Source organism: Shewanella sp. DAU305 (assembly GCF_026802235.1).
In the GTDB taxonomy this organism is placed as follows: Bacteria; Pseudomonadota; Gammaproteobacteria; order Enterobacterales; family Shewanellaceae; genus Shewanella; species Shewanella baltica.
Map to the genome: position 1 here is coordinate 927,814 of NZ_CP113808.1, position 25,054 is coordinate 952,867.

General features: G+C 47.3%; 22 protein-coding genes. 13 read left to right on the forward strand and 9 right to left on the reverse strand.

Translation table 11 applies throughout. From position 1 onward, the window contains the following. The first annotated feature begins 137 nt into the window (after positions 1 to 137). Positions 138 to 851: a ribonuclease PH gene (gene rph / locus OX890_RS04105; protein WP_006079862.1), complete on the forward strand. Its 714-nt coding sequence runs from the start codon at positions 138 to 140 to the stop codon at positions 849 to 851. A gap of 176 nt (positions 852 to 1,027) precedes the next feature. Next, positions 1,028 to 1,669, forward strand: a complete 642-nt coding sequence (gene pyrE / locus OX890_RS04110; protein ID WP_006086671.1) for an orotate phosphoribosyltransferase — start codon at positions 1,028 to 1,030, stop codon at positions 1,667 to 1,669. 226 nt (positions 1,670 to 1,895) lie between these two features. Here the strand turns inward: pyrE and folE are convergent, their stop codons facing one another. From folE to coaBC, 6 genes are all read right to left on the reverse strand, one after another. Then, positions 1,896 to 2,546: a GTP cyclohydrolase I FolE gene (gene folE / locus OX890_RS04115; RefSeq protein ID WP_006079864.1), complete on the reverse strand. Its 651-nt coding sequence runs from the start codon at positions 2,544 to 2,546 to the stop codon at positions 1,896 to 1,898. 270 nt (positions 2,547 to 2,816) lie between these two features. Then, entirely contained in the window at positions 2,817 to 4,796 is a 1,980-nt protein-coding gene (locus tag OX890_RS04120) for an alpha/beta hydrolase family protein (protein WP_126491020.1), read from the reverse strand. A gap of 116 nt (positions 4,797 to 4,912) precedes the next feature. Continuing rightward, a protein-coding gene (locus OX890_RS04125) for an IS3-like element ISSba4 family transposase (protein ID WP_126491021.1) occupies positions 4,913 to 6,141 on the reverse strand; the annotation gives its coding sequence in 2 pieces (ribosomal slippage) (positions 4,913 to 5,790 and positions 5,790 to 6,141; 1,230 coding nt in all). A 91-nt stretch (positions 6,142 to 6,232) separates the two neighbouring features. Further along, positions 6,233 to 6,826 carry a nucleoid occlusion factor SlmA gene (gene slmA / locus OX890_RS04130; protein WP_006079866.1) on the reverse strand — a complete coding sequence of 198 codons (594 nt, stop codon included), beginning with the start codon at positions 6,824 to 6,826 and terminating at the stop codon, positions 6,233 to 6,235. Positions 6,827 to 6,860: 34 nt separating this feature from the next. Further along, entirely contained in the window at positions 6,861 to 7,319 is a 459-nt protein-coding gene (dut, locus tag OX890_RS04135; RefSeq protein WP_006086674.1) for a dUTP diphosphatase, read from the reverse strand. Beyond that, positions 7,316 to 8,539 (reverse strand): bifunctional phosphopantothenoylcysteine decarboxylase/phosphopantothenate--cysteine ligase CoaBC, encoded by a 1,224-nt coding sequence (gene coaBC, locus OX890_RS04140; RefSeq protein ID WP_126493428.1) that lies wholly within the window; start codon positions 8,537 to 8,539, stop codon positions 7,316 to 7,318. The genes dut and coaBC overlap by 4 nt, the downstream gene beginning before the upstream one ends. A gap of 122 nt (positions 8,540 to 8,661) precedes the next feature. On the opposite strand from coaBC, the gene radC reads away from it, so the two are divergent. From radC to OX890_RS04165, 5 genes are all read left to right on the forward strand, one after another. Next, positions 8,662 to 9,339, forward strand: coding sequence for a RadC family protein (gene radC / locus OX890_RS04145; protein ID WP_006079869.1), 678 nt, complete (start codon positions 8,662 to 8,664; stop codon positions 9,337 to 9,339). A gap of 121 nt (positions 9,340 to 9,460) precedes the next feature. Then, the gene (gene rpmB / locus OX890_RS04150; RefSeq protein WP_006079870.1) at positions 9,461 to 9,697 is read left to right on the forward strand and encodes a 50S ribosomal protein L28; all 237 of its coding nucleotides are present in this window, start codon (positions 9,461 to 9,463) and stop codon (positions 9,695 to 9,697) included. Positions 9,698 to 9,703: 6 nt separating this feature from the next. Continuing rightward, a complete protein-coding gene (gene rpmG / locus OX890_RS04155; RefSeq protein WP_006079871.1) occupies positions 9,704 to 9,877 on the forward strand; it encodes a 50S ribosomal protein L33 in 174 nt (57 codons plus the stop codon). Positions 9,878 to 10,200: 323 nt separating this feature from the next. Next, the gene (argA, locus tag OX890_RS04160) at positions 10,201 to 11,520 is read left to right on the forward strand and encodes an amino-acid N-acetyltransferase (RefSeq protein ID WP_006079872.1); all 1,320 of its coding nucleotides are present in this window, start codon (positions 10,201 to 10,203) and stop codon (positions 11,518 to 11,520) included. Positions 11,521 to 11,639: 119 nt separating this feature from the next. After that, positions 11,640 to 12,173 (forward strand): PH domain-containing protein, encoded by a 534-nt coding sequence (locus OX890_RS04165; protein WP_126491022.1) that lies wholly within the window; start codon positions 11,640 to 11,642, stop codon positions 12,171 to 12,173. Positions 12,174 to 12,195: 22 nt separating this feature from the next. Here OX890_RS04165 and rarD read toward each other — a convergent pair whose 3' ends face one another. Beyond that, entirely contained in the window at positions 12,196 to 13,080 is an 885-nt protein-coding gene (rarD, locus tag OX890_RS04170) for an EamA family transporter RarD (RefSeq protein ID WP_006086680.1), read from the reverse strand. Between the two features lie 201 nt (positions 13,081 to 13,281). Then, entirely contained in the window at positions 13,282 to 13,746 is a 465-nt protein-coding gene (locus OX890_RS04175; RefSeq protein WP_006079875.1) for a thioesterase family protein, read from the reverse strand. 440 nt (positions 13,747 to 14,186) lie between these two features. Between OX890_RS04175 and recQ the strand changes: the two genes are divergently transcribed. Continuing rightward, positions 14,187 to 16,010: a DNA helicase RecQ gene (gene recQ / locus OX890_RS04180; protein ID WP_012586599.1), complete on the forward strand. Its 1,824-nt coding sequence runs from the start codon at positions 14,187 to 14,189 to the stop codon at positions 16,008 to 16,010. On the opposite strand, the gene OX890_RS04185 is transcribed toward recQ, so the two are convergent. Then, on the reverse strand, positions 15,992 to 17,773 hold the full coding sequence (locus OX890_RS04185) for a tetratricopeptide repeat-containing diguanylate cyclase (RefSeq protein ID WP_126491023.1): 1,782 nt from the start codon (positions 17,771 to 17,773) through the stop codon (positions 15,992 to 15,994). The two genes, recQ and OX890_RS04185, sit on opposite strands and share 19 nt — an antisense overlap. 507 nt (positions 17,774 to 18,280) lie before the next feature. Between OX890_RS04185 and leuA the strand changes: the two genes are divergently transcribed. From leuA to OX890_RS04210, 5 genes are all read left to right on the forward strand, one after another. After that, positions 18,281 to 19,849, forward strand: coding sequence for a 2-isopropylmalate synthase (leuA, locus tag OX890_RS04190; RefSeq protein ID WP_268650142.1), 1,569 nt, complete (start codon positions 18,281 to 18,283; stop codon positions 19,847 to 19,849). A 70-nt stretch (positions 19,850 to 19,919) separates the two neighbouring features. Continuing rightward, complete coding sequence (gene leuB, locus OX890_RS04195; RefSeq protein WP_126491024.1) at positions 19,920 to 21,014, forward strand: 3-isopropylmalate dehydrogenase; 1,095 nt, start codon at positions 19,920 to 19,922, stop codon at positions 21,012 to 21,014. Further along, positions 21,014 to 22,420 carry a 3-isopropylmalate dehydratase large subunit gene (leuC, locus tag OX890_RS04200; protein ID WP_126491025.1) on the forward strand — a complete coding sequence of 469 codons (1,407 nt, stop codon included), beginning with the start codon at positions 21,014 to 21,016 and terminating at the stop codon, positions 22,418 to 22,420. The genes leuB and leuC overlap by 1 nt, the downstream gene beginning before the upstream one ends. Before the next feature lie 27 nt (positions 22,421 to 22,447). Continuing rightward, complete coding sequence (leuD, locus tag OX890_RS04205; RefSeq protein WP_071940395.1) at positions 22,448 to 23,053, forward strand: 3-isopropylmalate dehydratase small subunit; 606 nt, start codon at positions 22,448 to 22,450, stop codon at positions 23,051 to 23,053. 526 nt (positions 23,054 to 23,579) lie between these two features. After that, entirely contained in the window at positions 23,580 to 24,929 is a 1,350-nt protein-coding gene (locus tag OX890_RS04210; RefSeq protein WP_268650143.1) for an outer membrane protein transport protein, read from the forward strand. Positions 24,930 to 25,054 lie beyond the last annotated feature (125 nt).

Consider the following 25,054-nt stretch of genomic DNA (forward strand, 5'->3'; position numbering starts at 1 on the left):
TGGGTATAAGGACACGGATTAGGCGTTTGAGTGTGATGAGTTTGCCAGAGAATCACCCTAAGCATGGCATCCTAAGGCTCAAGCCCTTATAATATGCAGCCAAAATCGGTCAATGACTCAGAATACAGGAATCTCGCATGCGTCCAAGTAACAGAACGCCAGCACAAACTCGTCCCATCACTATCACTCGCCAGTTTACGGCCCATGCCGAAGGTTCTGTGTTAGTGGAATTTGGCGAAACGAAAGTGCTTTGTACCGCCAGTTTTACTGAAGGTGTGCCACGTTTCCTTAAAGGTCAGGGTCAAGGCTGGGTGACGGCGGAATACGGCATGTTGCCACGTTCGACCCATAGCCGTATGGATCGTGAAGCCGCTCGCGGTAAGCAATCTGGCCGTACGCAAGAAATTCAACGTCTTATCGGCCGTGCTCTGCGCGCTTGTGTAGATATGAAAGCCCTAGGCGAAAACACTATCGTGATCGACTGTGATGTGATCCAAGCTGACGGTGGCACGCGCACTGCCTCTATCACTGGCGCCTGTGTGGCCTTAGTGGATGCGTTGAACTGGGCGCGTGGTAAAGGCATCATTAAATCTAACCCGCTGAAATTCCTTATCGCTGCTGTCAGCGTCGGTATTTACAAGGGTGAAGCGATCAGCGATCTAGAATATATCGAAGACAGCGCCGCTGAAACTGACATGAACGTGGTGATGACGGAAACGGGAAAGATCATCGAAATTCAAGGCACCGCCGAAGGCGAGCCATTCAGCCATGAAGAATTACTCGAACTGTTGGCATTGGCGAAGAACAGTATTCGTGAAATCGTCGATGTGCAGAAAGCCGCACTGAACTAATAGTGTGGTGATGAAAAAGCCCCGTCATGTTATAGAGTGCGGGGCTTTTTATTAGCTGCAACTTTTTATCTGCAGCAAGATGCTAGTGTTAGACAAGCCCTGTACCGAATTAAATGTTGCCTAATAAAACATTACCTAATAAAAACCAATAAAAGACAAAGCCGTAAGGAGATATTGTGAAAGCCTATCAACGTGAGTTTATTGAATTTGCCTTAGAACGTCAGGTGTTGCGATTTGGCGAATTTACCCTTAAATCGGGTCGTATCAGTCCTTATTTCTTCAATGCGGGTTTGTTCAATACTGGCCGTGACTTAGCGCGTTTAGGCCGTTTCTATGCCGCTGCGTTAGTGGATTCTGGCATTGATTACGATTTGCTGTTTGGCCCAGCTTATAAAGGCATTCCAATTGCGACCACTACGGCGGTTGCCCTGTGTGAACACCACGATATCGATATCCCTTACTGCTTTAACCGCAAAGAGAAAAAAGATCACGGCGAAGGTGGCAGCTTAGTCGGTAGCGAGCTGAAAGGCCGCGTTATGTTGGTGGATGATGTGATCACTGCCGGTACTGCGATTCGTGAGTCGATGGAAATCATCGAGGCCCATAAAGCTCAATTAGCGGGCGTGTTGATTGCCTTAGATAGACAAGAGAAAGGCAAGGGCGAGTTATCGGCTATTCAAGAGGTTGAGCGTGATTTTGGCTGCGGCATTGTGGCGATCATTAAACTTGCCGACCTCATTAGCTATCTGTCTGAAAAGCCTGGAATGGAAGTGCAACTTGCCGCCGTGAGTAAGTACCGCGAGCAATACGGTATTTAAATCGAGTGCTTAGACGCTGGTATTGATCAAGTGGCTATTATTGGCGTGGTGAAATCAGTTAATCAGCCAGCATTGATCTTAGCTAGGTTGAGAAAGGTTTGATTGAGTGGGTATGAAAACAAAAAACGCTGCGATTCTATAGAAGGAATCGCAGCGTTTTTTTGTTGATTTGTATTGATTGCTATTGATTTAGGCACGCTTTAAATCACATTACGCTTCAATACACTTATTTAGACTGATGCAAAAACTCGGCGCGGGTCGCAGGGTTAGATTTGAAAATACCGCCCAGCGCTGTGGTAGTGGTCGAACTGGTTGAGTCCATCACGCCACGGGATTTGACGCAGTAATGCACAGCATCCATTTTAACCGCAACGTCTTTGGTTTCGAGCAAGGTCTGCAGCGCGACTAACACTTGCTGAGTCAAACGCTCTTGCACTTGTGGACGTTGGGCAAAGAAACGCACGATGCGATTAATCTTTGATAAACCGATGATTTTTTTGCGTGGTAGATAAGCTATGGTCGCAGTACCATCGATCGTCACTAAATGGTGTTCGCAGGTGCTGGTGAGGCTAATGTCTTGCACTCGCACCATTTCATCGAAGCCCATCTTATTGTCGATAACCGTGATCTTAGGGAAGTTCGCATAATCTAAGCCGGAGAAGATTTCATCGACATACATTTTAGCAATGCGGCGCGGCGTATCGGCAAGGCTATCGTCTGACAGATCCAATGACATTAATGTCAGGATTTCTTTCATATGATGTTCAATCTTGTCTTTACGTTCTTCACTGCTGTAAACGCTTGGGAGCATTGGGGTTTCAAGTCCACGTTCTAATAACGCGGCTTGTACTTTTACTGCTGCTTCACTTAATGCCATCTTATCCTCCACTACGTCGTAGCGGCTATAACAGAAAATCTATGCTGAGCATCGAGTGGTACTTGGGTTGTTCAGCATCAGATACAAATTATTGTTATTCTCGCTAGGGCAAGAATAGGGGGAGGAGGATAACGCGAATTGCAGATAATTCATACCGAAAAACGCTCATGGGCCACATGAAAAAGCCGATAGTCCTTATCGGATATCGGCTTTAAATCAGCCACTGCCAATCGAGTTTAGACTGGCAGTGACGGCAAGTTTGAGTCAATCCTAAAGTTTTAGATTAGTTTTTAGGAAGCTGAGCATTTGTTCATAGTATTTCGCTCTATGCTCATCGTTATAAAAACCGTGCCCTTCATTGTCCATTACCAGTTTTTGGTAAGGATAATTGTGAGCTTTTAGGCCTTTTTCGAGGGATTCGAGTTGCTCAATTGGCGCTCGCTCATCTTCACCACCGTGAACGAGTAAGAGGTTCGCTTTTAATTTGGCAACGTTTTCTGAGGGCGACATGGCTTTTAGGGTGGCTTTGTCTTGGCCAAGTACGTCCTTAAGATAGCTTGTTCCTGAACGTGTTCTGGCTACGTCACCTTCATCAAACATTAACTCCAGATCATACACACCGGCAAACCCAACCGCACATTTAAACATATCGGGCGCTAATATGGCGCTTTGCAGTGCGCTATAGCCGCCAAAGCTACCGCCGGCAATACACACCCGTTCTTTATCGGCAAAGCCTTGGTCAATGACGTACTGAGTCGCGTCTATAATATCGTGCTGAATATCTGAACCCCATTTTTGATAGCCAGCTTGCTCGAAGCTCTCACCATAACCGCCAGAACCGCGGAAGTTAACCTGCAACACCGCCATACCATTTTGGGCGAGTAATTGATTTTGTGGATCAAATCCCCACCAGTCACGAATGCCATGGGGACCGCCATGGGGATTGACGACCAAAGGGAGATTTTTGCCTTCCTTACCATAGGGCAAGGTTAAATAACCATGGATTTTCTGGCCATTGCGGTTGGTGAAACTAATAGGTTTAACCTCCGCCATTTGCTCTGGGTCGAGCCATTTTCGGGCGGTGGCGAGGTACTCGAGTTTGAGCTTTTTAGTATCAAACACATAGTAATCACCGGGATTGCGGTCGTTAAATGCAATCACCACCAGTTGTTCACCATTACGGGTTTCACTGACAATCCGTACTTGATGTCCCGGTAGAGCAGCAATTAAATCCTTGAGTAGTTTGGCGTGGTTGTCGTTGTTATCGACAAAGGCATAGCTTGGATAGCCATTTTCAAACTCAATGGCGTAGAGCTGCTTATTGGTGCCGTTGATCCAGAAGTTGCTGGGATCAACGATCTCATCTTGAATGATCTCGGCCTTTTCACCTGTTTCTAGGTTGATGCGATATACACCTAAGGTTTCAGTACCCACGCGACCCGCAGCATAGATGGTATTTTTATTATCAGCGAAGGAGATAGGCGTAAAATCACTTAAGCCTAGGTTGAGTTTATCGGTGTTTATCCATTCGCTATCTTTGCGGTAAAAGACTTTAGTGATGTTTTTGCTGTCTTCCCCTGCCACAAAGCGGACTTCACCATCATGGTCGGTCATAAAGCGAGCTCGGCCTATGGGGGAGCCTGTTATGCGTTTGCGAACCCCGCTAAAAAGGTCAACGCGGTAGACATCCTGACGTGTTTCACTCAAGTCCGGGGCACCAGTCCATGGGAGCGCATTGACCAGCATATAGCGCTCATCATCCGGTAGAGGGTCCAGTATGAATGCTGTGGCATTTATGGCGGTATTTTTCCTGAGATTTGAACCCGTTTGCTGCTCGCCGCTGTTATAACCAAATAGATATTTAGGGCGAGAACCATCGGCGTTGACCGCCATTAATTCGCCGTAGTATTGGGGGACATCGCTCCAGCCCTTAAGGTATTCTTTTGCCAGCACAATGCGCTCGCTATTGGCCCATTCATAGGTGCCTACCTGGGCGTTGCTTGGGAAGCGAATCGCATTCAGCAGTTTTTTGGTTTGAGCATCTAATACTATGAGTACATTTTTACCCTCGACACTGGTAATTGCACTTAAGTATTTGCCAGTAGGAGATATTTTTACGTTCGCGTATTCATCTCCTCGGCTAAATAATTGTGATAATGCATTCGTGGCCGAGGTCTCAGCCGCAAATGCGGTGATAGGCATCATGGGTAAGCAAATGGTGGCCAAAACGGCAAAAGGCAAAGTTTTCATCTGACATCCTTGTAAAATCATTGTGTTTTTTGTTCTGAAAATGTTTTTCGAGGATAAAACAAAAGAAGTAGTGAAACAAGGAAGGAATGTCCCGTCCTAAGATAGGTTGACAGTTTCTAGGCCGGCTCCAGTAGCTGGCCTTTTCTATTATGCACCTGATTGGGTGTTTCCATATCCAAACTCAGATGCGGTCTCATTTCGTTGTATATCGCTATCGATTCTCTAACAAGTCTCTTCAGCTCTTCCAGCGTTTTACACCGGTAGAGTAAAAACTCCTGCTTCAGGATCCCGTTTACTCGTTCTGCTAACGCATTTTGATAGCAATCATAACCGTCTGTCATCGACGGCTGAATATGGTTGGCCTGCAGTTCATCTTGATAAACGGCTGAGCAGTATTGCGAACCTCGGTCTGAGTGATGGACCGCATTAGCGCTATAGCGCTTATCTTTGACCGCCATTTTCAGTGCTTTCACTACGCTTTCTGCTTTCATGTCCGAACTCAAGTGATGACCGACTATCTTACGTGTCGCGGCATCGGTCACCAGTGACAAATAGTGCACGCCTTGGTCTGATTCGAGATAAGTGATATCGCTGACCAGTACATGCTCGGCATCGTGTAGTCCCTCTTCCTTAAGCAGGTTGGGATGCTTCTTCATCCAATGCTTGCTGAATGTCGTTTTTGTGAAGCTTCTCTTGGGCTTAACTAGCAAGCCTTCACTTCTCAAGTAGGTAAAGAACCCGTCTCGCCCGAGTTTGATATCATGTTCAACCAGCTTAGGCTGTATCAAAGTATAGAGCTTACGCGTCCCCAATCGTGGCATATAGTTACGCCAATATTGGACCCAGTCTTTGATGACCGATAGCTCAGCGCTTCGGCTCGCCATTCGGGCGACAGCCTGATAAATACCTTGCCGTGAAATACCGACGGCGCGACACGCAACGGCAAGGTTTATTTTGCTTTGGGTTTTGGCTTGCCAGAGATACCGGATAAGTACTTTTTTCTGAGGCCGGCTCCGTATTCATTGTCCATGATATCGACCATACCATTGAGAATTTGGTTACGCAGTTTCGCTTCGGCTAACTCACGCTCAAGGCGCTTGATAGTTTCGGCTGGGGTTTCTTTTGAATGAGGCATAAGGGGATGCTGAAAGAGTTTCGACCAATCGAGTTTACCATGCTTTCTCAGCCAGACGAGTACCGTTGTTTTACCCTGAATGCCAAAACGAGTCTGCGCTTGCTTGTAAGTCATTTCGCCTTTTTCAACACGTTCAACAACGCCTAATTTAAAAGCTAAGGTGTAATCACGTTGAGTACGCTTACGGCTTGAGTTACTTGATGTTGTCATAAAGAAGTCCTCTTTATGTCAACGTATTTCAGGACGGGATAGAATATAGAAAAAAAGGACGATAGTTACCGTCCTTTATGTTGAAAAATCATTAGCTTTGTAAAAGTTGATGTTGGATAAAACGCCACTGTTCATCGAAGTGTGTGGTAGGTTTGAGTTTGAATTCACTTCGTACAAATTGAGCGATTCGCCCTTCGGCAAAGGCTAACAGTAAATTGGCTAATATGGCTTCGTCTAAGTTGAAGCCTTTGCCTTCCCGCAGGGTTTTTTCACGTAAAATTTGCTTCAACTGGGTTTCAATTTTGGCAAATAAATTACTAATGCGGCTGCGCAGACGTTCATTTTCTCCGAGCAGCGCATCACCATTGAGGACGCGGGAAATACCCGGGTTACGCTCGGCAAAAATCAGCAACAGTTGCAGCACTAGTTGGCAGCGCTTCATGGTGTCTTTTTCGTCATCCATGATTAAATTGATGCGCGACAATAACGACTCTTCGATAAATTCGATTAAGCCTTCGAACATCCGTGCTTTACTCGGGAAGTGACGGTACAGGGCGGCTTCCGATACACCGACTTCTGAGGCCAGTTTCGCTGTGGTGATCCTTTGTCCTGGGTTGGTTTCTAGCATCTGTGCTAGACATTGCAAAATATGTTCACGACGATTAATTTTTGGGCTTACAGCCATTGCAGTATCCTTGGCTCAATAACGACTTAGGGGATTATTTAGTGCCTGAATGGCCAAATCCGCCTTCACCACGATCTGAGCTGTCGAACTCATCAACGAGTTTGAATTGTGCTTGTACTACAGGCACAAACACCAGTTGTGCGAGACGATCGCCAATTTCTAAGGCAAAAGGACTGTCGCTACGATTCCAGCAAGACACCATTAGAGGGCCTTGGTAATCGGAATCGATGAGTCCGACCAGATTCCCCAGTACGATACCGTGTTTATGGCCAAGACCTGAGCGCGGCAAAATCACTGCAGCCAGTCCTGGATCGGCAACATGAATGGCAATCCCCGTTGGAATAAGCACGGTTTCACCCGGTGCTATAGTCAAAGTCGTGTCGATCATGGCACGAAGATCCATGCCTGCACTGCCAGGTGTAGCGTAGGCAGGTAAAGGAAATTCTGAGCCGATACGGGAGTCGAGAATTTTTAATTCAATCGGTGTTTTCATGTATTTGTTTTTTCTTTCACTATCAACGAAAGTAATTGCCGTGCCAGCGTGAGTTTGTCTGTGGCAGGCAAGTCTTGACTGCCGTGCGGCCAGAACACTCGTAGGGCATTGGCATCGGCATTAAAGCCTAGACCAGCAACGGAAACGTCGTTCGCGGCGATCATATTCAAGTTTTTACGTTTGAGTTTATCGCGCGCATAGGCTTCTACATCATGGGTTTCTGCGGCGAATCCCACCACAAAAGGACGGTTAGGTAAGCTCGCAACCGTGGCTAAGATATCAGGATTCCTCACCAGCGCAAGTTGCATTTCTTCTGCCGATTTTTTGATCTTACAGGTGGCGATGTCGCTAATGCGATAGTCAGCAACTGCGGCGCAGCCAATAAAAATATCTTTTTTATCAATGTGATCCATCACAGCGTCAAGCATATTTTGCGCCGATTCAACATCAATGCGGGTCACGCCTTCTGGGGTGCTTAGATTCACTGGGCCAGAGACTAAGGTGACTGTTGCGCCCATATCTGCCGCGGCTTTGGCTAAGGCAAAGCCCATTTTTCCAGAACTGTGATTCGAAATGTATCTGACGGGATCAATTGCCTCACGGGTTGGCCCTGCGGTAATCAGCAGTGACTGGCCTGCGAGTGGCTTAAGTTCAACAGCGTCATGAGTGGCAAAAAACTGCGTAGCGAGTGTGGCGATGTCTAATGGCTCTAGCATACGACCAGGGCCGACTTCACCACAGGCCTGACTGCCACTTGCGGGTCCCCAAAGGGTAAAGCCGCGGGATGCCAGACTGGTTAAATTCGCCTGCGTCGCCAGATTACGGTACATCTGCTGATTCATTGCCGGACACAGGGCGATAGGCGCCTCAGTGGCAAGACACGTGGTGGTGATCAGCTCATCGGCCATGCCAGCATTAATCCGCGCCAATAGGTTTGCGGTTGCAGGGGCGATGATGACGAGATCTGCCCAACGAGCGAGTTCTATGTGGCCCATGGCTGCTTCTGCCGCAGGATCGAGTAGGCTTGAGGCAACGGGATGTCCAGATAACGCTTGCAGCGTCAAAGGCGTGATAAATTCCATCGCACTTTGGCTCATCACCACGCGCACGTCAAAGCCACGCTCTTTTAAGCGACGGACTAAATCAGCACTTTTATAGGCCGCAATACCGCCGCCAATGCCCAGCAGGACGTTTTTATTTGTCAGACTCACAGACATCATCCGAGATAGAAATAATGCCGCCAACAATATCACAAAGCGGTGAATGTTAGTGACTCTCCCAGTTCAAAAAATCTCGTCCATACTCAGTAAAGTGAAAATATGTGAGATGACAGGGAGGTCGCATGGGCATTAAAGATTGGCCTGAGGGGGAAGGTCCCAGAGATAAACTGTTACAAAAAGGGGCGGGGCAACTGTCGGATGCGGAGTTATTGGCGGTATTACTGCGGAACGGTTTGGCGGGATTAAACGCGGTTGATCTTGCAAGGTCGCTTATTAGCGAGTTTGGCGGCCTCAGAAACCTGCTTTGTGCTCCTCGAAATCAGGTATGTCGACTTCCGGGCGTAGGACCTGTAAAATACGCCCAGCTTCAAGCTGCGGCCGAATTAGCGCGGCGTGTAGCGCAGGAAAATCTGCAAAGAGGTCAAGTTTTAACAAATCCCGATTTAACTCGGGACTATTTAATGCGACAATTGGCCGATCGCTCCTATGAAGTGTTCGCAGTTTTACTGCTGGATAGCCAGCATAGAGTGATTCAATTTGTCGAATTATTCCGCGGTACAATAGACTCAGCCTCAGTGTACCCACGTGAAGTGGTGAGCTTAGTGCTGGAGAAAAAGGCCGCAGCAGTTATAGTTTGTCATAATCATCCGTCTGGTATTGCCGAGCCCAGTCAGGCTGACCGACGAATAACTGAGCGATTAAAAAATGCGTTAGCAACCATAGACGTATCCTTATTGGACCATATGGTTGTAGGTGATCGAGAGATAGTTTCTTTTGCAGAACGAGGCTGGATTAATTAATCTAACACTTGATCTTCACTCTGTGATCGTGTATAAAATGCGCCCTCTTTGTGCCTCGGGCGACGGCCATACGAGGCACATTAATGCTCGAGCGTTAAAATTGTTTTTGGAGAAGATTGACATGTCAAGAGTATGCCAAGTTACTGGCAAGAAGCCGATGGTTGGTAACAACCGTTCGCACGCAAAAAACGCGACCCGTCGTCGTTTTTTACCTAACCTACAAAACCACCGTTTTTGGTTAGAAGAAGAAAAGCGTTTCGTACAGTTACGTGTATCTACTAAAGGTATTCGTCTGATCGACAAAAAAGGTATCGAAGTTGTTGTTGCTGAACTTCGTGCTCGTGGCGAGAAGGTATAATAGATCATGGCTAAAGCTAAAGGTAATCGTGAGAAGATCAAATTAGTTTCTACAGCTAAAACTGGTCACTTCTACACAACTGAAAAAAACAAGCGTAACATGCCTGAAAAAATGGAAATCAAAAAATTTGATCCAGTTATTCGTCAGCACGTTATCTACAAAGAAGCAAAAATCAAGTAATCCTTGGTTAGTGTTTCGAGAAAAGCCCCTTATTTAAGGGGCTTTTTTTTGCGCTTTTTTTAGTAGTTAGTCATCAAGTTGAGATAATTGCCTCGCAAACTTAAGCCGCTGAATCATCCCCTGTGAAGTTAAAAAAGTGTGAACACTTGCTGAAAATATAAAATAGTGCAGTTCTAAGCACTTTAAATCATTAAAACTGCACTTTAGTGAGAATAAATTCTTTATATGTGAATTAAAATGCAATACCATACGCGAAAGTTAGCGATTCATTCTTGGCATGTCATAGTGACGCTGCCAGCTCAAAAATGAGGTGTAAATAACGCGTGCGTACCACTGAACTGGTTGATGGATTTCGTCACTCTGCCCCCTATGTTAATGCTCACAGAGGTAAAACTTTTGTGGTCATGCTGGGTGGTGAAGCTTTGGCTCAGAATCACTTCCGCGCCATCTTAAATGATGTCGCCCTGCTGCACAGTTTAGGGATTAAAGTGGTGTTGGTGTATGGCGCTAGGCCGCAGATTGATGCTGCATTAGCCGTCAATGGTATCGAACCTGCCTACCACGAAGGCGTGCGTATTACGGATGAAGACTCGCTCAAGGTGATCAAGCAAGTTGCGGGTGCACTGCAATTTGATATCACAGCGCGTTTATCCATGAGCTTAAGCAATACGCCGATGCAAGGTGCGCAAATTAACTTAGTGAGCGGCAACTTTGTGATTGCCCAGCCATTAGGCGTGGATAACGGTATCGATTTTTGTTTGAGCGGTAGAGTGCGTCGTATCGATGTGCAAGGCTTAAAACGTCAGTTAGATAATCACTGCATAGTGTTGATGGGGCCGATTGCGGCTTCTGTGACCGGTGAAAGCTTTAATTTAACCGCCGAGGAAATCGCGACCCAGGTGGCGATCAAGCTCAAAGCCGACAAGATGATCGGTTTTAGCTCACAGAACGGTATTCTCGATCGTAATGGCGATGTGATTGCCGAATTGATGCCAAACGATGCGCAAAACATCATGAGCAAGCTGGCCGAGCAAGGTTCTGCCTGCGTTGGCACTATGGCTTTTTTGAAAGCCAGTATCGATGCTTGCCGCAATGGTGTGCCGCGTTGTCACTTAGTTAGCTACCTCGAAGATGGCGCTTTACTGCAGGAACTGTTTTCTCGCGAAGGGATAGGCACGCAAATCGTGACTGAGAGTGCCGAGCGTTTACGCTGTGCGTCGATCGCCGATATTGGCGGTGTACTGAACCTTATTCGTCCATTGGAGGAGCAAGGCATTCTGGTGCGTCGTAGCCGTGAGCAGCTTGAGATCGAAATCGAACAGTTCATGTTGATTGAACGCGATGGTTTAGTGATTGGTTGCGCCGCGCTCTATCCTTTTGAAGAGGACAATGCGGGCGAGTTTGCCTGTTTGGTGGTGCATCCCGATTATCGCGATGCCGACAGAGGCAGTTTGCTGCTAAAGAACATAATCAATCAGGCCAGAAACCGCGGATATTCACGCTTGTTTGCGCTGACAACTCGGAGCATTCACTGGTTCCTTGAGCATGGTTTTGTGATTGAAGATGTTGAAGCGCTGCCACAGAAGAAAAAGCAGTTGTATAACTATCAACGTCGTTCAAAAATTCTCGCGCTCGATCTCTAAGCCGTTCTAAATCAATCTACTCAATGCCAGCCTAGTACTCATATTAGCGCTGGCATTTTTGTTGACATAATATGTCTTTATTGGCAGATTAAGGCTTCACTGCACGGGAGATGCTGCCAATGAGTCCTCAATACTTCGAACTCGCCCCTTTCACCCAGACCTCTATCTTCAGTTTTATCGTCTTATTGCTCGGTTTAGCGGGTATCTTGCTGATGTTATGGCTAAAAAATATGCCTAAGATAGCGAAGTCGGCGAGTTTAGGCATATTGCTGGTGATGATGGGCGGATTTTCATGGGTTTTTTATCAATCCAATAGCGCCGAGTTAGTGTTAACCGATGCTGAACTCACAGTGGATGTGCCCTTCTATAAAGTGCAGTTATCCCGCGCGGATTTATTGTCTTCCGAGGCGCGCATCGTCGATTTGCAGCAAGAGGCTGATTTAACGCCGAGCTTTAAAACCAACGGTATAGGCATGCCAGGGTTTCAATTAGGCTGGTTTAATTTGCAGGGAAAAGGTAGAGCATTTCTGGCGATAACAGATAAATCGCAGTTAGTGTTAGTGCCAACGACTAAAGGCTACAGTTTATTACTGACAGTGCCACAAGGGAGTGAATTTTTAGCACAGTTACAGAAGTCATCATCACTTCTGTAACTGTGTATCGGCGTGATAATGATCACGCCGTTTTACGTTTATAGGCCATGTCTAAGGTAAAGACTAACAGGGCACTCCAGATAAAACCGAAGGTCACGCCTTTTTCTGCATCGAAGGGCTCATTAAACAGACTCACTGCTAGGATGAACATGATACTTGGGCCGATATATTGGAAAAATCCAAGCATAGACAATGGAATTCGTACCGCCGCCCCTGCAAAACAGAGTAAAGGAATCGTGGTCACTATTCCTGCTGCCATTAACATCAGATTCAGTTGCCAATCGTTTGTCAGCATGCTTGCTGTCGCTGTGTCTAAGGTCGCGACTAGGTAAATTAGCGCGACGGGTAATAACACTGCGGTTTCGACCAATAAACCGGCCTTAGCATCCACATTGACCTTTTTTCGCAGCAGTGCATAGAAACCAAAGGTGCCCGCGAGTGCCAGTGAGACAATTGGAATAGAGCCAAAAGAGATTAATTGGATCAACACACCAGCACTGGCGAGTGCGACCGCAAACCATTGCAGCTTACGTAACCTTTCGCCTAGAAATAACATACCAAGCAAGACGTTGAGCAGAGGGTTAATAAAGTAACCTAGGCTGGCATCGAGCATGTGATCGTTATTCACCGCCCAGATAAATAGCAGCCAGTTTCCCGCGATCAGTATGGAAGTAATGGTGAGAACCATCAGCTGTTTAGGTTGTTTAAACAGTAAGCGTAAGCGTGAGAACCCGCCGATAAACTGCATGATGATCAGCATAAACACGAATGACCAAATCACCCGATGGAGCAAAATTTCGGTGGCAGAGACATGGTTGAGTAATTTGAAATATAAAGGCGCAAAACCCCACATACAGTAAGCACTGACGGCGAGTAGGATCCCTTTGCGGTATTCAAGATCTTGCATGAGACATCTTCGAAGGACAACAAGACGGCGATTGTAGGTGTGTCTGACAGCTGACTCAAGGGCATCGCCGCGTTCTTTTGGTTACAGAATATCTCGATAAGAAATTAAATAGCCGATCAAAGCCAGTAAACATCTTGCTAATCAAGATGTTTACTGGCTTTGAGCTTTAATGCGGTAAATGAGTTATCTACGGTGAAACGGCTAGCCCACCATATAAGTGCCTGTCCCAAAAGCGATATGTGTGCCTTGTTCATTATGCAATTCCATGCGGCACACAGACACCCTATTGCCCGCGCGGATCACGCTGCCCGTCCCGGTAAAGGTGAGGCCGCGTCCCGGCCGTAGATAATCGACGCGCATATCGATAGTGCCTAGGGTTTGCAGGCGTTGCTGCAGCTCTTCGACCGTCCAATCATCACGACTGGCGACCAGTCCTGCAAAGGCGGTGAGTCCGCCAACCACATCGAGTACCGTTGCTGTCACACCGCCGTGGAGGATTTGCTGGTGGATATTGCCAATCAGCTCAGGCTTCATGTTGATCACGACTTCAACGCCATCAATGTCATAACGCTTGATATCGAGTCCGAGTAGATTATGGAAAGGAACATGTTGATCAAATACTGCTGCGACTCTTCTCAAAGCTTCGGCTTGGATTGGGCTGGTCATTTTTGGGTCCTTGTCACTGAGTGACTGCATTAGGCGTAATTGGATTTGTTATCAACACTGAGATAAACAAAGTGCGGCTTAGAGCAATTAATCTACAGTGAAGCTCACCGCGAATGCAACTCCAGCGCTGAAATGAAGGTACTGTAACGAAATGACCTAGACGGATGATCTTATATTGACGCAAGACAGAAACGGTTTAGGCCTCTATACACAAGTTAGCGCAACCTGTGAGTTTCAGAGTGCCCTAGGCGCTCCGTCTCGGCGGGTTTTAAAGTATTTTACCCCGCGTTCGTTATTTTTGGCTTAGTCCACTAGGGGTTAAAATAGCTACAATCGCGATGAATGGCCTAGTCTAAAGTACTTTAAATTACCGCTGAATCCTGCATTTTGAGCTAGTTTGGGTATAGAATAGGCCCCCTCACTTTTGACATAGAAGATCCATGGAAAAGCTCGTACTCGACACGCATGATGATCCGCTCTCGCAACGCCTCGCACAGGTGTTTGGTTACCGTGACTTTAGGGACGGTCAGCGGGAGGTGATAGAACGTGTCTGCGGCGGGCAAGATTGCTTAGTGATCATGCCAACGGGCGGCGGTAAGAGTCTTTGCTATCAACTCCCCGCGTTGCTGATGGATGGCATTACAATTGTCGTATCTCCATTGATTTCTTTGATGAAAGATCAAGTCGATAGCTTGTTGCAAACCGGTGTTGCAGCGGCTTATCTCAATTCTTCATTGCCGCGAGAGCAGAGCGCCGAAGTATTAAGGCAGCTGCGCCACGGTGAGTTAAAACTGCTTTATGTGTCACCGGAGCGTTTATTAAGCGCAGATTTTATTGAGCGAATGCAGTCGTTGCAGCTAGCGATGTTTGCCATCGACGAGGCGCACTGTATCAGTCAATGGGGTCATGATTTTCGCCCTGAATATGCAGCGCTTGGCCAGCTAAAACAACTCTTCCCCTATGTGCCTATGATGGCGCTGACGGCAACGGCGGATCAGGCGACTCGGCAGAGTATTTGCGAGCGACTTGGGATTGACCCGTTCCGTTTACTCTCGAGTTTCGACAGGCCTAATATTCGCTACACAGTGGCGGAAAAGCTCAATGCTGCGAATCAGTTACGGCATTTTCTAACCCAGCAAAATGGCACTAACGGGATTATTTACTGTAGCAGTCGCCGCCGTGTCGATGAAGTGGCCGACCGTTTATGTCTGCAAGGTTTTAATGCTAAGGCCTATCATGCGGGAATGACGCAGGAAGACCGTGGCGCAGTGCAGGACAGTTTTCTTAAAGATCAAATCGATATCGTGGTCGCCACTGTGGCTTTCGGTATGGGGATCAACAAGTCGAATGTGCGCTTTGTGGTGCATTACGATATCCCTAAAAGTATCGAAGCCTATTATCAGGAAACGGGCCGAGCGGGTCGCGATGGGCTTGATGCCGAGGCCTTTATGTTGTTTGATCCTGCCGATATTGGCCGGGTGCGACATTTGATTGAACAGTCTGAGCCCGGGCCACAGCAGCAAGTCGAATTCCATAAACTCAATACTATGGCGGCGTTTGCCGAGGCGCAAACCTGCCGTCGCCAAGTGCTATTGCATTACTTTGATGAGAGCGCACTAGAGCCCTGTGGTAACTGCGATATTTGCCTCGATCCGCCTAAGCGTTATAACGGCACCGAAGATGCACAAAAGGTGTTGTCATGTATTTTCCGTTTAGGCCAGCGTTTTGGTATTAATCACTTAATTGAAGTGTTGCGCGGCTCGAAAGGCGCCCCGATTGTTGACCGAGGCCATGATAAACTCACGACTTGGGGGATTGGTAAAGACAAGAGCCATGAATATTGGTTGAGCGTGATCCGTCAATTGATCCATTTGGGACTGGCGAGTCAAGATGTGACGCGAGGTTCATCTATAACCTTAAACCCATCGGCACGACCTGTACTCAAAGGTGAGGTGGCATTAATGCTCGCCGAACCGCGTATTCAGTTAACGACCACAAAACGTAAGGTGAGCCAGTCTAAGGCGCCGCTGAACTACGATCGTAAGCTATTCGCGCGATTAAAGTTGCTGCGAAGAACCATAGCTGAGCAGCAGGATGTGCCACCGTATTTAGTGTTTAACGATGCGACGCTGGCGGAAATGGCGGCCATGATGCCGACCAGTGCAGGGGAAATGCTCGCCGTTAACGGAGTGGGCGAGCGTAAACTGAGTCGTTTCGGCGACGCTTTTCTCGATGAAATCGCGGCTTATTTAGCGGGAGAATAATGGTTTGGATTATTCTCACTGATTTTAACCTTACCCAATTGATTGATACTGGAGCGTTTAATTAAAGACTCTAACGTATCAAACTGTTGCATTGCCGCGATACCAATATTGACCTTGCTTGACCCCTGCCAAGGCTGAATACAGGCCACTAATTGATTGACTACTTTCTTAGCACCAGCTGCAGAGGTGTGCGGTAGGATAATCACAATTTCATCCATCGAATATCGGATCAACTTATCTTGCTCTCGCAGTCTGTGCTGTAGCTCATCCTGCAGGGGCGGCAAGTCAACTTGCCGTATTTGACTCGCATTAAAAAGTAATAAAGACAGCGGATAATTACCTTGTTTGGCACTGTTCAAGGATGATGTGGCTTGTTGGAGCAGAGTTTCCGCAGGCTCCTCACCTTCGATACGGGGCGCGCGATTATTTTGCTTATCAATCAAATACCAAATAGCCCCGCCGAGTAACGTCATCGCAATTAAAAATAGTGTGCTATAGGCCCAGTCTAGATTTAACTCTTGGAGGATCGATGCCTTTTCTGGCGCAGGATTATTCTGATCCTGCTGCAGATCTTGCTGATTTAGACGGGCTTTAAATTGCAATATCCGTGCAGTGTTCATCCCTTGATTGGCGAGTTCGGCAGCTCGATAGCGTTTGAGTAAGAAAGAATAGGCCTGCTTAAAATCTCCTTGCACTAAGTAGTGATCGCTCATGATCCCGTAAAATCCTTTGAGATCAGAATACTGCTTTAGATTTTCAGCTTGTTCAATGGCGTGATTCATTAGGATTAATGCGGCATCGTCTTGATGTTGGGCAAAGCGTATTTGTGCCAGTAGACGGGTCGAGCGCATCATAGCCAATTGCTGATTGTGCTTCTTGAAGGTATTGATGGCGATAGAAAGGTATTCTTCGGCTGTGTCGATGCGGCCTTTATCGAGCGCAATCGATGCCAAAATGGCATAGCTGTAGGCAAGCTCAAGTGGCGAACCGAGTTCAGGCAGTAGTGCTTTTGCTTGTTTTTCGAGTTTATCACTGTAATCGAACTCTTGATTATCGAGCGCTATTCTGGCCGCATTTCGTAGAATGATATGTAACACTTTGCCCTTGGCATCTGAGCTCTGTATTCCTAAGTTGGTGTAATACATGGCCTGAGGGAAATCATGGGTTGCGTAGAGTAAATTACCCATGGCCGCATAAATATAAGCCTGTGGTGGCCAAACCCAATTCTGGGTCTGAGTATGAATGTCTGGATAAATATCGATGGCCAGACGTAAATCTTCGATGGCAGAGGAAAAGTTATCGGTATCGGTATCGAGCTGACCACGTAAACGCAAGGCATCGACTAAGGCTTGGGGTTGTTGATAGCGTCGCGCTAAGGTAATGGCTGAATCCAGCAAGGGCAGCGCATTCTGAATATTGTTGTAGTTGAGATTGGCGTCGGCCTGGCAAATCAAAAAGTAGGGGCGAACTTGATCGAGCTTAAGCTGCTTAGCATTGGCCTCGCCTAGCTGAGCTACGTTGATCGCGGCTTCGTTCTCACCCAGTTGCAGCAGATTTTGGCATTTCAATACACTCAATCTGAGTCGATTAATGTCAGAAGTGGCACTGGTTGTAAATTGTTTTTCTAAGGCAGTGATTTGAGTCAGGGCTTTACTGGGATATTGGTAGACGAGTTCTGTGAGCTCATCCAACTGGTCTATAGCACTCGCCCCAAAGGGGATCAGCCATAACAACAGGCTCAGTACCAAGACGCGAAAATCCATTTTGTGCTCCATAAAATGCGTAAGCTCTAATATCCGTAATCACTAAGGCGAGATTATAACTTTTCTTAATCGTTTTTTGCATAAAAAACTATTATTTTCTAAGGGGAATAAGTTAACACATCCCTGTGCTTTCTGAATCCAAACAGCGGGTTAATTCTGTGGAATCGATCACTTATTTGGGGATAAAACTCACAGTTATTGGCCTTAAGACAGGTCGAATGAGTGGAATATGAAAAAATTAGGGTTGACACTCTCGGCTAGGCAAGTTAAATATTAACCGTCCTAGATTATTTGAACAGAATAAATATTTAAATAAAATGAATATAATTAGTAGCAAACTCGACCTCCTACTCTCTCTCCTCGCGGTTTATACGCGGAGGTCTTAGTGTTGCACGCTCGATAAATAGGCAAAGCATTCACAAACCCCGCACAAATGTTGCGGGGTTTTTTGTATCTGAATACGGCAAAAGTTAAATAATGAACGGTGACGTTCCATGGAGAAGCGAGATGTCTAACAGAGTAATTATATTTGATACGACCTTACGTGATGGTGAGCAGGCGTTAGCCGCAAGCCTTTCGGTCAAAGAAAAGTTACAGATCGCCATGGCGCTGGAACGTCTAGGTGTTGATGTAATGGAAGTGGGTTTTCCAGTCTCATCACCCGGTGATTTTGAGTCAGTGCAAACCATAGCGCGCACCATCAAAAATAGCCGCGTTTGTGCGTTATCCCGCGCACTTGAAAAGGACATAGATGCTGCGGCGCAGGCCTTGTCTGTTGCAGATCAATTCCGTATCCATACGTTTATCTCGACATCGACGATTCATGTGGAAAGCAAGTTGAAGCGCTCGTTTGATCAAGTGTTAGAGATGGCGGTCAGCGCAGTGAAATACGCCCGTCGCTTCACCGACGATGTGGAGTTTTCCTGTGAGGATGCGGGACGCACGCCAATTGATAATCTGTGCCGTATGGTGGAGGCCGCCATTCTTGCTGGCGCGCGTACCATTAACATTCCCGATACGGTCGGTTACACAGTGCCAAGCGAGTTTGGCACTATTATTCAAACCCTGTTTAACCGCGTGCCGAACATCGACCAAGCGGTGATCTCAGTGCATTGCCACGATGACTTAGGTTTATCTGTGGCGAACTCGATAACCGCAGTGCAACACGGTGCACGTCAAATCGAATGTACGATCAATGGTATAGGTGAGCGTGCGGGTAACTGTTCATTGGAAGAGATCGCTATGATTTTAGCGACGCGTAAGGGCATGTTGGGTTTGGAAACGGGCATTAACGCCAAGGAAATCCACCGTACTTCTAATTTAGTCAGCCAGTTATGCAACATGCCAGTGCAGGCGAACAAGGCGATTGTCGGTGCCAATGCCTTTACCCATTCGTCGGGTATCCATCAGGATGGCATGTTAAAAGCGCAAAATACCTATGAAATCATGACGCCAGAAAGCATAGGTTTGAATCGCAATAACTTAAATATGACCTCGCGTTCTGGTCGCCATGTGATCAAGCATCGCATGGAGGAAATGGGTTATAGCGAGCACGATTACAATATGGATGCGCTGTACGAAGAGTTCCTAAAATTGGCAGATAAAAAGGGACAAGTATTTGATTATGATTTAGAAGCCTTAGCCTTTATGGAAGCACAGGCTGAAGAAGACAATCACTATCAATTGCAGCAATTAGTGGTGCAGTCTGACTCTACCGAAGGCGTTGCCACAGCTACCGTTCGTATTGAAGTGGGCCGTGAAATTAAAACCGAAGCCGCAACCGGTAATGGTCCCGTTGATGCCGCCTATAACGCCATTGCCCGTGCTACTGATCGTCGTATCGACATCATCAGCTACAAGTTAGGCGCTAAGGGCGTAGGCCAAAATGCCTTAGGTCAAGTGGACATTACCGCCGTTTACCACGAGCAAAACTTCCACGGTGTAGGTTTAGCGACCGATGTCGTTGAAGCTTCGGCGCGTGCTTTAGTGCATGTGATGAACTTAACGTGCCGCGCAGACAAGGTCGCCGATTACAAACAAAGCATGCAAAAGAATCGAGAGCTAGGCGGCGTCTAGTCGCTAAAAGCTTCCAAAGAATAGCAAGGTCGAGCATAAAGCATTCACATTTAAAGGAGTTGGCTGGCGTATGAGTTATCAAGTAGCAGTATTAGCAGGGGACGGGATCGGCCCAGAAGTGATGGCAGAGGCGCGCAAAGTGCTGCGTGAAGTGGAAGTTCGATTCGATTTAAATATCGAGTATACGCAATACGATGTCGGCGGTATTGCCATCGATAACCACGGTTGCCCGCTACCCGATGCCACGCTAAAAGGTTGTGAAGCGGCCGATGCGATTCTATTTGGTTCAGTCGGCGGCCCTAAGTGGGAAAAGTTACCGCCAAATGAACAACCTGAGCGCGGCGCGCTATTGCCTCTGCGTGGCCACTTCGAACTGTTTTGCAATCTGCGCCCAGCCAAACTGCACGACGGCTTAGAGCATATGTCACCGCTGCGTAGCGATATCTCTGCCCGTGGATTTGATGTCTTATGTGTGCGTGAGTTAACCGGCGGCATTTACTTTGGTAAGCCAAAGGGCCGTCAAGGCGAAGGCGAGAATGAAGAAGCCTTCGATACCATGCGTTATAGCCGCCGCGAAATTAGCCGTATCGCCCGCATCGCCTTTGAAGCAGCCCGTGGTCGCCGTAAAAAAGTCACCTCAGTGGATAAAGCCAACGTACTGGCTTGTTCAGTGTTGTGGCGCCAAGTGGTTGAAGAAGTAGCGGTGGATTTCCCCGATGTTGAGCTGGAACATATCTATATCGATAACGCGACTATGCAGCTGCTGCGCCGCCCCGATGAGTTCGATGTGATGTTATGTTCTAACCTGTTCGGTGACATTTTATCCGACGAAATCGCCATGTTAACGGGCTCTATGGGCTTGTTGTCCTCGGCGAGCATGAACAGCAGTGGTTTTGGTTTGTTCGAACCTGCGGGTGGCAGTGCGCCGGATATCGCAGGTAAAGGGATAGCCAACCCAGTCGCGCAAATTCTGTCAGCAGCATTAATGTTGCGTCATAGCTTGAAACAAGAAGAAGCGGCGAGTGCGATTGAGCGCGCCGTGAGCAAAGCCTTGAACTCTGGCTATTTAACTGGCGAGCTGTTGAGCAGCGACAAGCGTAGCGAGGCTAAATCGACGGCAGAAATGGGTGACTTTATCGCCAATGCTATAAAGGAAGGTGTGTAATGACGAACGCAAAGACCTTGTACCAAAAAGTATGGGATGCACATATCGTTGCTGCTCCCGAGGGCGAAGCGCCGGTCATTTATGTCGACAGACATTTAGTCCATGAAGTGACGTCACCACAAGCATTCAGCGGTTTGAAAGTCGCGGGCCGTAAGCTGCGCGCGCCGGAAAAAACCTTTGCCACTATGGATCATAATACTTCTACTCGCAGCGCCAGCTTAGATGCCCTAAGCCCGATGGCGCGCACTCAGGTGGAAACCCTAGCGCAAAACTGTAAAGACTTTGGCGTGCGCTTATATGATATTCACCATCCTAATCAAGGGATTGTGCATGTGATGGGCCCTGAGCTAGGCATTACCTTACCCGGCACTGTGATTGTGTGTGGCGATTCCCATACCGCCACCCACGGCGCCTTTGGCGCATTGGCGTTTGGGATTGGTACATCGGAAGTTGAGCACGTTCTAGCAACGCAAACGCTACGTCAGTTAAAAGCTAAGACCATGAAGATTGAAGTGCGTGGCCATGTCACCGATGGCGTGACCGCCAAAGATATAGTACTGGCGATCATTGGCAAAATCGGCATGGATGGTGGCACGGGCTATGTGGTGGAGTTCTGCGGTGAGGCGATTGAAGCCCTGTCGATGGAAGGCCGCATGACAGTGTGCAACATGGCGATTGAGATGGGGGCTAAGGCGGGCATGGTCGCGCCGGATCAAACCACTTTCGACTATTTAGCAGGCCGCGAGTTTGCGCCAAAGGGCGAAGATTGGGCGGAGGCAGTCGCTTACTGGAAAGCCATTAAAACCGATGACGGCGCGGTGTTTGATGCTGTCGTTGAGTTAGATGCTGCCGATATTGCGCCGCAATTGACTTGGGGTACTAACCCAGGCCAAGTAGTGGCAATCGATGGCAAAGTACCTGACCCCATTAATGAAGCTAACCCAAGCACCCGAGCTAGTATGGAAAAGGCTTTAGAATACATTGGCCTGAGTGCGGGGACGCCGATGACAGACATTAGTATCAACAAGGTGTTTATCGGTTCTTGTACTAACTCACGGATTGAAGATTTACGCAGCGCCGCCGTACATGCCAAAGGCCGTAAAGTGGCGAGTGGCGTCACCGCCATTGTCGTTCCAGGTTCTGGCCAAGTGAAAGCACAAGCCGAAGCCGAAGGCTTAGATAAAATCTTTATCGAAGCGGGGTTTGAGTGGCGTTTACCGGGTTGCTCTATGTGTTTGGCGATGAACGATGACAGATTAGAGGCGGGCGATCGCTGCGCCTCGACCAGTAATCGTAACTTCGAAGGTCGCCAAGGTCGTGGCAGTCGTACCCATTTGGTGAGTCCAGCAATGGCTGCAGCCGCTGCGGTGGCAGGACATTTTGTCGATATTCGTAAACCTTACTAATTACCGTAAACCCAAGAGGAGAAGTTAATGCAACCTTTTACAACCCATACCGGGCTTGCGGTCATGATCGACAGCACCAATATCGATACGGATCAGATCATTCCGAAACAGTTTTTATCTAAGGTGACGCGCGATGGTTTTGGCGTGCACTTATTCCACGACTGGCGTTATTTAGATGATGCGGGCGATCTGCCTAATCCTGAGTTTTCATTGAATCAAAGCCGTTATAAAGGCGCGTCGATTCTTTTGGCGCAGGAAAACTTTGGTTGTGGTTCAAGCCGCGAACATGCGCCTTGGGCGCTGGCAGACTTTGGTCTGCGTGCGATTATTGCGCCGAGTTTTGCTGACATTTTTTACGGTAACTCAATCAATAATGGCCTGTTACCTGTGGCGTTAACTCACGCGCAGGTGCGCCAATTAATGGATGAAGTGGCGGCAGAAGCAGGCGCACAAATAACTGTTGATCTCACAAGCTGCAAAGTGATTTCACCGTCGGGCGCCGAGTTTAGTTTTACGCTGGCAGAATCGGCAAGGCATAAGCTGCTAAACGGTTTAGATGCAATTGGGTTGACCTTGTCCCACGCTGCGCAAATCAGTCAGTACGAAACCCAAATCCAAGGTTGGCGCCGTTAGTTTTTCAGCGCACATTTGTACTGGTGTTGAGTCCATATTTAAGCGCCTAGGTTAACACCTAGGCGCTTTTGTTTTAAATCATCATCTGCTTATGGTTTAACTAGTTGTATTTTAAGTGATAAATTTTTACTGCTGTTTGTGTGTCATAGATTTTTTGTATCGATAGTGATTTATGCTGAATTTGTTACAACTGAATGATTTACACGTGTTTCTACGATTTGTTATTTTATAGTGTTGTTTATTATAGTTATTTCTTGGTTTTACTATGTTGAGTTAATCAGCATTGCGAATAGTAACTGGGCGAATATAGGCTGAGTTTTGTTTAAATGGTGATATTGGTCACTAAATCTGTTTTAAAGTCATCGTTAGCTAGAGTTTTTGTCTGTTTTATCTCCTTTGGTTGCAAACATCTTCTGCATAAGTAAACTGCTTCGCATTCAATCTGGAGTGTTTGCTCTATTTTGCCTGAACGCCGCAGTACTCATTTAAGTAGTACAGATAACAATAATATTATTAGAGAATAACGATGCAAAAACGTCTTCTGACTTTGGCTGTCACTGCAGCCTTGTTAAGTTCAACGACTCAACTCCATGCCGCTGGTTTTCAATTAGCCGAATATTCTGCCACAGGCTTAGGCCGCGCCTTTGCCGGTGAAGCGGCTATGGCGGATAACGCTTCGGCTCAAGCACGTAATCCAGCCATGTTGACTTATCTCGAAGGTCGTCAGTTATCGACGGGTGGTATTTATGTCATGCCAAACGTCGATGTGACTGGCGATGTCAGCCTTAGCTCGCCGTTGCTTGGCCCAGATCCTGTTGTTATGAAAGGTGGCGATGCACTGGATGTTGCCGATGACGCACTGGTGCCGAACTTTTACTACTCAAATCAGTTAAATGATCAATGGACATGGGGCCTAGCGGTTAATTCTAACTATGGTTTAGCTACTGAATTACCTGCGACCCACGCTGCGGCTATTTTTGGTAACAAGACTTCGGTTACAACCGTTGAGTTTAATCCAAACATCGCTTATCGCATCAATGATGCCGTTAGCGTAGGTGCTGGTGTACGTATCGTTTATGGTGAAGGAGAAATTGGTGCGTCATTGCCCGGTTGGGTCGATGGCATCAAACCGGCTCTGCCGGCTCCTGTGCAGGCAATGTTACCTCCTGGTGGCACTGAGCTGAAAAGCATGAAGGGTGATGATGTGGGTTACGGCTGGCAGTTAGGTGCAAGCTGGCAGATCAATCCGGCTCACCGTTTAGGCTTTGCGTATCACAGCGGCGTGCAATTGGACTTAGATGGTCATGCTTCTGGCGTCTTGTATACCGGTGGTCAAGACGTGTCTATTGAAGGTTATTTACCACTTGAATTACCCGCCTTTGCAGAAATTGCTTCCCACCACCAATTGACCGATAACTGGGCCATGCACGCGAGCGTGAACTGGACCGATTGGAGTGTATTTGATCAGCTGGTGGCTTATTTCCCCGGTGACGTTAAACCTAAGGGCGATTTAGAGTCTGATTTAGTTAAAGAAGAGCACTTTGAAGATAACTGGCGTTTCGCGCTGGGAACCACTTATCAAGTGAATAATGACTGGTTAGTGCGTGCCGGTGTTGCTTTAGACAAAACTGCAGCAAATGACGAGTGGCGCACAACTACAATTCCAGACTCTGACCGTCTGTGGTTCTCTGTCGGCGCCGGTTATCAGGCGACTAAGAATCTGAACCTTGATTTCGCTGTGACGTATATCAAAGCAACTGGCGATGCGCCAATCAACGAACAGCAAAACCTACTGGGCTTAGCGGCCGTTAACTTTAACGGTGAAGCGAGCGGCGATGTGTGGCTTGCGGGTATCCAGATGAGCTATAAGATGTAAGTTCTGCGTAGTTTAAAAAAGCCCTGAATCTTCAGGGCTTTTTTATGGCTATAGCATGGTGGCGTTATCTTGTTTTTCGGCTTGCTTGCTGGTCACGGCAGAAAATTGCGAATATATTCATTGCA